Annotated in this window: 10 protein-coding genes and 1 pseudogene; 5 read left to right on the forward strand and 6 right to left on the reverse strand. The window is 58.7% G+C overall.

The features are described from left to right. Positions 1–76 precede the first annotated feature (76 nt). Positions 77–1,117: an L-glyceraldehyde 3-phosphate reductase gene (gene mgrA / locus PFH44_RS10045; RefSeq protein ID WP_283824929.1), complete on the forward strand. Its 1,041-nt coding sequence runs from the start codon at positions 77–79 to the stop codon at positions 1,115–1,117. Positions 1,118–1,158: 41 nt separating this feature from the next. Here the strand turns inward: mgrA and PFH44_RS10050 are convergent, their stop codons facing one another. The 3 genes from PFH44_RS10050 to exbB all read right to left on the reverse strand — a co-directional run bounded on the left by PFH44_RS10050 (position 1,159) and on the right by exbB (position 2,958). Continuing rightward, the gene (locus PFH44_RS10050; RefSeq protein WP_045857875.1) at positions 1,159–1,653 is read right to left on the reverse strand and encodes a TIGR00645 family protein; all 495 of its coding nucleotides are present in this window, start codon (positions 1,651–1,653) and stop codon (positions 1,159–1,161) included. Positions 1,654–1,794: 141 nt separating this feature from the next. Next, positions 1,795–2,220, reverse strand: a complete 426-nt coding sequence (exbD, locus tag PFH44_RS10055; RefSeq protein ID WP_045856883.1) for a TonB system transport protein ExbD — start codon at positions 2,218–2,220, stop codon at positions 1,795–1,797. Positions 2,221–2,226: 6 nt separating this feature from the next. Then, entirely contained in the window at positions 2,227–2,958 is a 732-nt protein-coding gene (exbB, locus tag PFH44_RS10060) for a tol-pal system-associated acyl-CoA thioesterase (RefSeq protein ID WP_045856881.1), read from the reverse strand. A 248-nt stretch (positions 2,959–3,206) separates the two neighbouring features. On the opposite strand from exbB, the gene metC reads away from it, so the two are divergent. Together metC and yghB are read left to right on the forward strand one after the other, a co-directional pair. Beyond that, positions 3,207–4,394, forward strand: coding sequence for a cystathionine beta-lyase (gene metC, locus PFH44_RS10065; RefSeq protein ID WP_115191865.1), 1,188 nt, complete (start codon positions 3,207–3,209; stop codon positions 4,392–4,394). A 130-nt stretch (positions 4,395–4,524) separates the two neighbouring features. Continuing rightward, positions 4,525–5,184, forward strand: a complete 660-nt coding sequence (gene yghB / locus PFH44_RS10070) for a DedA family general envelope maintenance protein YghB (protein WP_045856877.1) — start codon at positions 4,525–4,527, stop codon at positions 5,182–5,184. A 52-nt stretch (positions 5,185–5,236) separates the two neighbouring features. Here yghB and PFH44_RS10075 read toward each other — a convergent pair whose 3' ends face one another. Continuing rightward, positions 5,237–6,136 carry an AraC family transcriptional regulator gene (locus PFH44_RS10075; RefSeq protein ID WP_045856875.1) on the reverse strand — a complete coding sequence of 300 codons (900 nt, stop codon included), beginning with the start codon at positions 6,134–6,136 and terminating at the stop codon, positions 5,237–5,239. 196 nt (positions 6,137–6,332) lie between these two features. Here PFH44_RS10075 and yqhD point away from each other — a divergent pair, with 196 nt between their 5' ends. After that, positions 6,333–7,496: an alcohol dehydrogenase gene (gene yqhD / locus PFH44_RS10080; protein WP_132513689.1), complete on the forward strand. Its 1,164-nt coding sequence runs from the start codon at positions 6,333–6,335 to the stop codon at positions 7,494–7,496. Between the two features lie 145 nt (positions 7,497–7,641). After that, positions 7,642–8,469, forward strand: coding sequence for a 2,5-didehydrogluconate reductase DkgA (gene dkgA, locus PFH44_RS10085; protein WP_041147262.1), 828 nt, complete (start codon positions 7,642–7,644; stop codon positions 8,467–8,469). Positions 8,470–8,551: 82 nt separating this feature from the next. Here dkgA and PFH44_RS10090 read toward each other — a convergent pair. Then, positions 8,552–10,864, reverse strand: a pseudogene (locus tag PFH44_RS10090) (YgiQ family radical SAM protein). A 33-nt stretch (positions 10,865–10,897) separates the two neighbouring features. Beyond that, on the reverse strand, positions 10,898–12,165 hold a 1,268-nt coding region (gene ftsP, locus PFH44_RS10095; RefSeq protein WP_283824930.1), incomplete at its 5' end, for a cell division protein FtsP.

Raw genomic sequence — 12,165 nt, forward strand, 5'->3', positions numbered from 1 at the left:
GTGTGATCCAGCAAACGCCTCCTCAGCGGCTTAGCGTCTAAAGTAGAACGTTGTTTTAAGTTAAAAAGGAGAAAGCATGTCCTGGTTCGCTGACCCAACCCGCTACGATCGGATGCAGTATCGCTACTGCGGCAAAAGCGGCCTGCAGCTGCCCGCGCTGTCGCTGGGCCTGTGGCACAACTTTAGCCACGGTAACGCCCTGGATGACCAGCGCGCCCTGCTTCGCAAGGCCTTCGATCTGGGTATTACCCATTTTGATCTGGCCAATAACTACGGGCCGCCGCCCGGCAGCGCCGAGGAAAACTTTGGCCGCCTGCTGCGCGAGGAGTTTGCCGCCCACCGTGACGAACTCATTGTTTCGACCAAAGCCGGCTACTCCATGTGGCCTGGGCCCTATGGCTCCGGCAGTTCGCGTAAATATCTGCTGGCCAGCCTCGACCAAAGCCTGCAGCGCATGGGGCTGGATTACGTCGATATTTTCTATTCCCACCGCGTTGATGAGAACACGCCGATGGAGGAGACCGCCGCCGCGCTGGCGCAGGCGGTGCAGAGCGGCAAGGCGTTGTACGTTGGCATCTCCTCCTATTCGCCGGAACGCACCCAGCAGATGGCGGCGCTCCTGCGCGAGTGGAAAATTCCGCTGCTGATCCATCAGCCCTCCTATAACCTGCTTAACCGCTGGGTCGATAGCAGCGGGCTGCTGGATACGCTGGAGGAGAACGGCGTCGGCTGCATCGCCTTTACGCCGCTGGCGCAGGGCCTGCTGACCGGCAAATATCTCCAACAGATCCCGGAAGGTTCGCGAATGTTCTATGAAGGGAAGCGGGATCGCGGCCTGACGGAAACGATGCTCAGCGAGCCAAACGTCCGAAGCCTGCGCCTGCTGCAGGAGATGGCGCACGGCCGCGGTCAAAGCATGGCGCAAATGGCGCTAAGCTGGCTGCTGAAGGATAGCCGGGTGACCTCGGTACTGATTGGCGCCAGCCGTCCGCAGCAGCTGGAAGAGAACGTAAAGGCGCTGGAAAACCTAACCTTCAGCGCCCAAGAGCTGGCGCAGATCGACCAGCACGTGGCGGATGGTCAGCTGAATTTGTGGCAGGCTTCGTCGGACAAGTAAACCGTTTGCCCGGCGGCTAAACGCGGCCGGGCAGTCAGGAATCAATGCTTCACTTTGGTCAGGCGATCGAGGTAGCCCATCACAAACGCCGACAGCACGAAGGTCAGGTGGATAATGACGTACCACATCAGCTTATTGTCCGGGACGTTTTTGGCATCCATAAACACCCGCAGCAGGTGGATCGAGGAGATCGCAACGATGGCGGCCGCAACCTTGTTTTTCAGCGAAGTGGCATCCATTTTTCCCAGCCAGCTGAGCTTCTCTTTGCCCTCGTTGATATCCAGCTGAGAGACAAAGTTTTCATAGCCCGAGAACATCACCATCACCAGCAGGCCGCCGACCAGCGTCATATCCACCAGCGACAGCAGGGTCAGGATCAGGTCCGACTCCCCTACGCTGAAGATATGCGGCAGGATGTGGAGGATCTCCTGAAAAAATTTGATCGACAGCGCCACCAGTCCCAGAGAGAGACCAAAATAAACCGGTGCCAGCAGCCAGCGTGAGGCGTACATGGCATTTTCCAGAAAGCGTTCCATAAGACCCTGTAAGTTAAAAAAAACGATCGGCATTATATCGCAACCCGCCAGCGTGATTGCAACATCCGGTCAGCGCCGCCGATCGGCAGAGATAAAAAAGGCCGGCACAAGGCCAGCCTCCTGGGGAGATGTCGGTGAGGGCTACTGCGCTTTAACGGTCTCTTCGCCCACCAGACCAATCTTCAGATAGCCCGCCTGGTGCAGGGTATCCATGACCTTCATCATCGTCTCGTAGTCCACGGTTTTATCCGCGCGGAAGAAGACGGTGGTGTCTTTCTTACCTTCAGTCAGCGTGTCCAGCGCGCCGATCATATTCTCTTCGGTCACCGGATCGTTGCCGAGGAACATGGCTTTATCCGCCTTCACCGACAGATAGATCGGCTTTTCCGGACGCGGCTGCGGCTGGCTGGAGGAGGCGGGCAGATTGACCTTCACATCAACCGTCGCCAGCGGGGCGGCCACCATAAAGATAATCAGCAGCACGAGCATGACGTCGATAAACGGCGTCACGTTAATATCGTGCATTTCGCCGTTATCATCGAGGTTTTCGTTAAAATGCATCGCCATAAAGCATCAACCTACTCGTAATTTCTGCGCGGTACGCACCGGCGCAGTGCCGCTGGCGCTGAGGTCCAGATCGCGGCTTTGCAGCAGCAATACCTGGGCGGCGACGTCGCCGAGGGTGGCTTTGTAGCTGCCGATCATTCGGGCGAAGATGTTATAGATAACCACCGCCGGGATAGCGGCAAACAGGCCGATTGCCGTTGCCAGCAGCGCTTCCGCGATGCCCGGTGCGACAACCGCAAGGTTGGTGGTCTGAGTCTGGGCGATGCCGATAAAGCTGTTCATGATGCCCCAGACGGTACCAAACAGGCCGACGAACGGGGAGATGGCGCCGATGGTCGCCAGGTAGCCGTTTCCGCGGCCCATATAACGACCTACAAACGCCACGCGGCGCTCAAGGCGGAAACCGGTACGCTCTTTAATGCCTTCGTTATCTTCGACGCCTGCCGACAGCTCGAGCTCGTTCTGCGCTTCGTTGAGAAGCTGCGTGCTGAGGCTTTTAGGATGGAAAGCGTTGGCGATGTCGCTGGCCTGGTCGAGGGAGCGCGCTTCGCCGAGAAGCTGCTGTTCGCGCTTGAGGCGGCGCTTGCTGGAGAGGATTTCCGCACCCTTGCCGAAGAAGATAGCCCATGTGACTATCGACGCCAGAATCAGGCCGATCATCACGACCTTAACGACAATATCGGCATGATGATACATACCCCAAACGGAAAGATCCGCCTGCATCAAATTATTACCCACTCTGAGTCTCCAGGACGTAAATCACAAAATCTGAGCATAATAATATCAAAACGGCATCGAATTGATAGTGGTTCTCATTAGTATTTACACTGTGCAGCAAATCACGTTTATTTTCCTTGCGCTTACGCAGTAAAAAAGTGGCCGCCGGGGGATTTGGTAAAATTTTTGCCTGTATCCGCCGTTAGCCGGTACAGGTCCGGGTATTCATGCTAGTTTAGACGTCCAGACGTATAAAAACAGGCAAAAACATGGCTGACAAACATCTTGATACCGCTCTGGTCCACGCCGGACGCAGTAAAAAATATACCTTAGGATCGGTGAACAGCGTGATTCAGCGCGCTTCATCGCTGGTATTCGACACCGTCGAAGATAAGAAACACGCCACCCGCAACCGGGCAAAGGGCGAGCTGTTTTACGGCCGCCGCGGCACGCTAACCCACTTCTCGCTGCAGGAAGCCATGTGCGAGCTGGAAGGCGGCGCCGGTTGCGCCCTGTTCCCCTGCGGCGCGGCGGCGGTGGCCAATACGATTCTGGCGTTTGTTGAGCAGGGCGACCACGTTCTGATGACCAATACCGCCTACGAGCCGAGCCAGGATTTTAGCACCAAAGTGCTTGCCAGGCTCGGCGTGAGCACCGGCTGGTTCGATCCGCTGATTGGCGCCGATATCGCCCGCCTGGTCCAGCCGAATACCCGCGTGGTATTTCTCGAGTCTCCGGGTTCAATCACCATGGAGGTCCACGACGTTCCGGCGATCGTCGCGGCCGTGCGCAGCGTTGCCCCGGAGGCAATCATCATGATCGACAACACCTGGGCGGCCGGCGTGCTGTTCAGGGCGCTGGATTTTGGCGTCGATATCTCAATTCAGGCCGGGACCAAATACCTGATTGGCCACTCCGATGCGATGGTCGGCACTGCGGTCGCCAACGCGCGCTGCTGGGACCAGCTGCGTGAGAACGCCTATCTGATGGGGCAGATGCTCGACGCGGATACCGCCTATATGACCAGCCGCGGCCTGCGCACTCTCGGCGTGCGCCTGCGTCAGCACCACGAGAGCAGCCTGCGCATCGCCGAATGGCTGGCGCAGCATCCGCAGGTGGCGCGGGTCAACCATCCCGCGCTGCCGGGCAGCAAAGGACATGAGTTCTGGAAGCGCGACTTCACCGGCAGCAGCGGCCTGTTCTCGTTTATTCTCAACAAGCGGCTGAACGACGCCGAGCTGTCCACTTATCTGGACAACTTCAGCCTGTTCAGCATGGCCTACTCCTGGGGCGGTTTCGAATCGCTGATCCTGGCTAACCAGCCGGAGCACATCGCCGCCATCCGCCCCGAGGCGGAAGTCGATTTCAGCGGCACGCTGATTCGCGTCCATATAGGTTTAGAAAATGTTGACGATCTGCTGGCGGATTTAGCGGCGGGCTTCGCGCGTATCGTGTAAAGTGACGGCCAGTGGCAATAATTGCGGACGTTCTGTTAGCGGCGGCCGCTTTTGTTGCGCCCGGGATCAAGGTGTTCGGGGCTCTTCAGGAGTACACTAGTCAAAAATACGGTACCACTTAGGAAAGTCCATGGTTGTAATTCAAGAGATTGTCGCCGCGCTCTGGCAACATGATTTTGCCGCATTGGCGAACCCTCACGTTGTGGGCGTTGTATATCTGGTCATGTTCGCGACCCTGTTTCTCGAGAACGGTCTGCTGCCGGCCTCGTTTTTACCCGGGGACAGCCTGCTGCTGCTCGCCGGCGCGCTGATTGCGAAAGGCGTCATGGACTTTGTGCCCACCCTCGCCATTCTGACGGCGGCGGCCAGCCTTGGCTGCTGGCTGAGCTATATTCAGGGGCGCTGGCTCGGCAATACCGAGACCGTTAAGGGCTGGCTTTCCCATCTGCCGCAAAAATATCATCAGCGTGCGACCTGCATGTTTGATAAGCACGGGCTGCTGGCCCTGCTGGCCGGGCGCTTCCTGGCCTTTGTCCGCACCCTGCTGCCAACCATGGCCGGTATTTCCGGGCTCTCCAACCGCCGCTTCCAGTTCTTCAACTGGCTCAGCGCGCTGCTGTGGGTCGGCGTGGTCACCGGGCTCGGATATGCGCTCAGCATGATCCCTTTCGTCAAGCGCCACGAAGATCAGGTAATGACCTGCCTGATGATCCTGCCTATCGCTCTGCTGGTTGCCGGCCTGCTGGGTACGCTGGTGGTAGTCATTAAGAAAAAGTTCTGCAGCGCCTGATTGACCTTCCCGGGAGGGCGCCAGCGCGCCCTCCCGAAGCGTGCGTTTCCTGTTACATCCCCTGAATCGTTCTGATCCGCGCCGCGTCTTCGCCCGGCGTCATGCCAAAATAGCGCTTAAACTCCCGGCTGAACTGCGACGCGCTTTCGTAGCCCACGCGCATCGCCGCCGCGCTGGCCTTCATCCCGTCGTGGATCATCAGCATCCGCGCCTTATGCAGGCGATAGCTTTTCAGATACTGCAGCGGCGAGGTGCTGGTGACCGATTTGAAATTGTGGTGAAACGCCGAGACGCTCATGTTGGCCTCCGCCGCCAGCTGATCGACGCTCAGGTTCTCGGTGTACTGGCTTTCAATGCGCTTGAGGACGCGGCTAATCAGGCTGAAGTGCGTTTGCCGGCTCACCAGCGCCAGCAGCGCCCCGCCGCACGGCCCGGTCAGCACGTAGTAGAGCATCTCGCGAATAATCTGCTTGCCCAGGATGCGCGCATCCAGCGGCCGCTCCATCACGTCCAGCAGCCGTTCAGCGGCGCACAAAATCTCCTCAGAGAGCGCCGCCGAGTTAATCCCGCTCGACGCCACCGCTGGCTGGAAGCGCTCATCCTCGCCAATCTCCATCAGCAGCTCCTGCAGCTGCAGAATATCCACGTTCAGCCGCAGCCCCGCCAGCGGAACCTCCGGCGTCGCGAAGGTTTCACACTCAAACGGCAGCGGCACCGTCAGCAGCAGATATTCGTTGGTGTCGTAACGAAAAGTCCGTTCATTTATGTAACCAATTTTATGACCAGAAAAGAGAAAAACGATGCCCGGCTGGTACATCACCGGCGTGCGCGTCCCCGGCTGCGTGCCGTACAATAACCGAATATCAGGCAGCAGCTCGCTGAGGTTTTCTTCGTTATCTTTCAGCTTGTTAACCTTTTCCGTTAGCAGCTGACATATTTGGGCACGCTTCATTTACGGTGACTCTCCAGTCGTTTTTCCACCTCTCTATTGTGCGCACTCCGCTGCCTTTTCTCCAGCCCCACGGAGAAATGGGCAAGACATCGGCAGGAATGTGCATTGAGGGTAACGGATGACGGGACCACAATGTTCGTCATCTGGCCGGGATATCTTCTCCGCCGGCAGTTTTCTCTTATTGAGGTGATGAGCAATGAATAATTTCGATCTGTATACCCCAACCCGTATCCTGTTTGGTAAAGGTGCCATCGAAAACCTGCGCGATCAGATCCCGGCAGGGGCCCGCATTCTGGTCACCTACGGCGGCGGCAGCGTGAAAAAAACCGGCGTCCTGGATCAGGCCCTGAGCGCGCTGAGCGATTTTGAGGTGCTGGAATTCGGCGGTATTGAACCGAACCCGTCCTACGAAACGCTGATGAACGCGGTCAAAATTGCCCGTGAACAGCAGATCACCTTCCTGCTCGCCGTCGGCGGCGGCTCCGTGCTCGACGGGACGAAGTTTATCGCCGCAGCCGCGCACTATGATGAAAGCGTCGATCCGTGGGAAATCCTCGAAACCTACGGTAAAAACGTCAAAAGCGCCATCCCGATGGGCTCCGTGCTGACGCTGCCGGCGACCGGCTCCGAGTCCAATAAAGGCGCCGTCGTGTCGCGTAAAACCACTGGCGACAAGCGCGCCTTTATGTCTTCCCACGTGCAGCCGGTATTTGCGATCCTCGATCCGGTTTACACCTACACCCTGCCGCCGCGCCAGGTTGCTAACGGCGTGGTTGACGCATTTGTCCATACCGTTGAGCAGTACGTGACCTACCCGGTTGATGGCAAAATCCAGGACCGCTTTGCCGAAGGCATTCTGCTGACACTGATCGAAGATGGCCCGAAAGCGCTGCAGGAGCCGGAAAACTACGACGTTCGCGCCAACATAATGTGGGCCGCAACCCAGGCGTTAAACGGCCTGATCGGCGCCGGCGTGCCGCAGGACTGGGCAACGCATATGCTGGGACATGAGCTGACCGCCATGCACGGCCTTGACCATGCCCAGACCCTGGCCATCGTTCTGCCGGTGCTGTGGAATGAAAAACGCGATACCAAACGCGCTAAGCTGCTGCAGTACGCCGCCCGCGTGTGGAATATTACCGAAGGTTCTGAAGACGAGCGCATCGACGCGGCCATCGCCGCAACGCGCAATTTCTTCGAGCAGCTCGGCGTGCCGACTCGCCTGAGCGGCTACGGTCTTGACGGTAGCTCTATCCCGGCGCTGTTGGCTAAACTGGAAGAGCACGGCATGACTCAGCTCGGTGAAAACCAGGATATCACTCTCGACGTTAGCCGCCGTATTTACGAGGCTGCGCGCTGATTTTCCCCTGCTGATACGCCCTCTCCTTCGCGTCATCGGATGCGAAGGAGAGGAGTTTAACTACCGTTTTTAGCTATTTCGTCCAGACTTAATGCTACCCCTTAGCGAAATGTACCCCGCTAAGTTTCATTAACAGGAGGAAGGCATGACACATCCAACCGTGATAAAACTGCACGACGGCAACCTGATGCCACAGCTGGGTCTCGGCGTGTGGAAAGCAGGCAACGAGGAGGTCGTCTCCGCCATTCACAAGGCGCTGGAAGTCGGTTATCGCTCTTTTGACACCGCCGCCGCGTACCAAAACGAAGCCGGCGTCGGCAGCGCGCTGAGCCAGGCTGGCGTCCCTCGCGATGAGCTGTTTATCACCACCAAGCTATGGAACGACGATCAAAAACGTCCGCATGAAGCCCTGCAGGAGAGCCTGAGCAAGCTGCAGCTCGACTACGTCGATCTCTATTTAATGCACTGGCCGGTTCCGGCGATCGACCATTTCGTTGAAGCCTGGAAGGGCATGATTGAGCTCCAAAAACAGGGGCTGGCCAAAAGCATCGGCGTCTGCAATTTCCAGGTTCACCACCTGCAGCGGCTGCTTGATGAAACCGGCGTCGTGCCGGTGATTAATCAGGTAGAGCTCCATCCCCTGCTTCAGCAGCGCCAGCTGCACGCCTGGAACGCGACGCATAAAATCCAGACCGAATCCTGGAGCCCGCTGGCTCAGGGGGGCGAAGGCGTATTCGATCAGAAAATCGTCCGCGAGCTGGCCGATAAGTACGGCAAGACGCCGGCGCAGATTGTCATCCGCTGGCATCTCGATAACGGCCTGGTGGTGATCCCTAAATCGGTGACCCCTTCGCGTATCGTGGAGAACTTTAACGTCTGGGACTTCCGTCTTGATAAAGACGAACTGGGAGCAATGGCGAAGCTGGATATCAACAAGCGCCTCGGGCCAGATCCTGACCAGTTTGGCGGCTAACCTTTCTTCCTGACCGCAGAGCGGTTTTCGGTTATCCCGGACGGTGGCGCAGCGGCCGCCCGCTCCGGGCGACCTCATCCCTTTATTCCATCTCCCCGGCCAGCCTTGCGCTGCCGGGGCACTTCATTTTAGCGGGACGCAGAGCGAACGCGTTTTTTCGCTCCGCTGGCCGTCGTCTGCCGCTGATGCTCAACAGGCGTATGCTTAGTCAAGGCCGGGCGGGTATGGCGATTCTGGCGACGCGCTTCACGCATCTCGTCCAGCGTTGGCGCAGGCACCAGGCAGTCGCGGCGCGAGCCGATAAGGTGCTTTTTGCCCATCGCCTCCAATGCCTGGCGGATCAGGGCCCAGTTTGCCGGATCGTGGTAGCGCAGCAGCGCTTTATGCAGGCGGCGCTGCTTATCCCCTTTCGGTACCACCACGTCTTCGCTTTTATAGCCAATCTTGCCCAGCGGGTTCTTGCCGGTGTAATACATGGTGGTTGAGTTCGCCAGCGGCGACGGATAGAAGTTCTGCACCTGATCCAGACGGAAACGGTTTTTCTTCAGCCACAGCGCCAGGTTCACCATATCTTCATCGCGGGTACCCGGATGCGCGGAGATAAAGTAAGGGATCAGATATTGCTCTTTACCCGCCTGTTTTGAGTAGCTATCGAACAGCTCTTTGAAGCGATCGTAGCTGCCCATTCCCGGCTTCATCATCTTCGACAGCGGGCCTTCCTCGGTATGCTCAGGGGCAATCTTCAGGTAGCCGCCCACGTGGTGGGTCGCCAGCTCTTTGATGTAGCGCGGATCCTCCACGGCAATGTCGTAGCGCACGCCGGAGGCAATAAGGATTTTCTTGATACCTTTCAGATCGCGGGCGCGGCGGTAGAGATTAATCGTCGGCTCGTGGTTGGTATCCATATGCGGGCAGATGTCCGGATAAACGCACGACAGGCGACGGCAGGTCTGCTCCGCGCGCGGCGACTTGCAGCGCAGCATATACATATTGGCCGTCGGGCCGCCGAGGTCGGAAATGACCCCGGTGAAGCCCGGGACCGTGTCGCGAATCGCTTCGATTTCGTTAACGATCGAGTCTTCGGAACGGCTCTGAATAATGCGCCCTTCATGCTCGGTTATCGAACAGAAGGAGCAGCCGCCAAAGCAGCCGCGCATAATGTTGATAGAGAAGCGGATCATCTCATATGCCGGGATGCGGCTATCGCCGTACGCCGGGTGCGGAACGCGCTTGTACGGCAGCGCAAACACGCTGTCCATCTCCTCCGTCGACAGCGGAATGGCCGGCGGGTTAACCCAAATATAGCGCTCGCCGTGCTTTTGCATCAGCGCGCGCGCGCAGCCCGGGTTGGTCTCATGGTGGAGAATGCGCGACGCGTGGGCGTACAGCACCTTATCCCCTTTGACCTTCTCAAAGGACGGCAGCAGAACGTAGGTTTTTTCCCACGGCTTCGGGCGCGGCGGCTGAACGGTGACCTGTTTCACCTCCTGCTTTGCCGGCTCAACGGTTTTGTTATCCGCGCACGGCAGGTCTTCGCCGTACGGATGCGGGATCGGATCGATTTTACCCGGCGTATCGAGACGGGTAGAGTCGACGCCGCTCCAGCCCGGCAGCGCTTCTTTCACCATGATGGCGGTATTGCGCACGTCGCGGATCTGGGCGATCGGCTCGCCTGCGGCCAGACGGTGCGCCACTTCTACCAGCGGGCGCTCACCGTTGCCGAACATCAGCATATCGGCCTTGGAATCAACCAGCACCGAGCGGCGCACGGTATCGGACCAGTAGTCATAGTGCGCGGTACGACGCAGGCTGGCCTCAATGCCGCCGAGAATAACCGGGACGTCTTTCCACGCCTCTTTGCAGCGCTGGGTATAGACCAGAGTGGCGCGATCCGGACGCTTGCCGGCGACGTTGCCTGCGGTATAGGCGTCGTCATGGCGCAGCTTGCGGTCGGCGGTGTAGCGGTTGATCATCGAGTCCATGTTGCCGGCGGTAACGCCGAAGAACAGGTTCGGTTTACCGAGGCGCATAAAGTCATCTTTATTGTTCCACTCCGGTTGGGAAATAATCCCAACGCGGAACCCCTGCGCCTCCAGCATGCGGCCGCAGATAGCCATGCCGAAGCTTGGGTGATCGACGTACGCATCGCCGGTGACCAGAATGATGTCGCAGCTATCCCAGCCAAGTTGATCCATCTCTTCGCGTGACATGGGTAAAAACGGCGCGGGGCCAAAACAGGCGGCCCAGTACTGCGGCCAGGAAAACAGGTCACGATCCGGTTGGATCAGGGATATTGCGCTCATATTGCTTCCGGGGAAAAAAATGATAAAAAAATAACCAAAGGGCGGCGATTATAAGCCGGATTGACACAGGAAATGAAGGGGGATTTTCTCATACCCTAACCGCTGTCCGGTTAGGGTTGCGGGCGTTACGGCGCCGGGTTAACCAGGATCTGGCCAATCGAGCCGCGGTCGGCGAGCTCCAGGGTCTGGCTAAGGAACTGGAACGGGAAATGCGACCACGACGGCTGCGTGTAGTACACCAGCAGCTCCACCTGGCCGTCGATCCAGACGGTATCTTTCCAGCCGCGATCCTCCGGGAACGGCGTCGAGCCGTTAACGTTGCGCACCTGGAACATAACCCCTTCGATGTGGAACGACTGCGGCCGGTCGGCACGTACCGTCCAGCGCTCCCAGGTGCCCTGCTGGGCGGTAATATCAATGCGCTGCGGATCCCATAGCTGGCCGTTAATTCCCGGATCGTCGCCGAGCGAGATGTCGCGGCTGCGGATCGGCGTCCCGGTCAAAATCTCCGTCGGCAGCAGGCGCACCGGCAGGCTGTCGGTAACCAGCGGCAGCAGGCCCGTTGGGCGCAGGGTTAAAAGCAGCGTCGAAATCAGGATGCTCGAGGGCTCGAAGAAACCGCGAATGCGATCGACGATGCTCGCCGCCTCGCCGCAGGTAATCGACACCTCATCGCCGTTGGTCATATCCACCAGGATCTCACGCCGCTCGCCGGGAGCCAGAGAGAGCTGCTTCAGCGAGACCGGCGCCGGCAGAAATCCCTGATCGCCGGAGATAACGTGCAGCAGTCGACCGTCGCTCATCTGCAGCTGGTAGCGACGGGAGTTAGAGGCGTTCAGCAGGCGCAGACGCACCCAGCCGCGTGAAACCTCCACGTACGGACCCTGTACGCCATTCACCAGCAGCGTATCACCGACGAAGCCGCCGCTGCCCGGCTCGCTGTATTCAGGCGTGCCGAAGTTATCCAGCCGCTTGTCCTGGATGATGATCGGGAAATCATCCACGCCGTAGTGGTTAGGAATGGGAAGGTTTTTGCTGATCTCGTCCTCCACCAGCCACATCCCCGCCAGGCCGTTGTAGACCTGCTGGGCCATATGGTTTGGCGTATTCGCCTGGTACCACAGGGTGGAGGCGCTCTGGCGGATAGGCAGCACCGGCGCCCAGTCGGCGTTCGGCGACATCATGCGCGCCGCGCCGCCGATCAGCGGGCCGGGAACCTGCAGGCCGCGAATGGTCATGGCGACGTTTTCAGTCAGCCGGTTGCTGTAAATCAGCTTAACGTCATCGCCGTTCCAGACGCGAATGGTCGGCCCAAGATAGCGGCCGTTCACGCCCCACACCGACGCGCGGGTGCCCGGCGTAAATGACCAGTGCGCGCGCTGCAGGGTTAAAA

The sequence above is a fragment of the Klebsiella sp. Ech2A genome, from assembly GCF_030078455.1.
GTDB lineage: Bacteria > Pseudomonadota > Gammaproteobacteria > Enterobacterales > Enterobacteriaceae > Klebsiella > Klebsiella terrigena.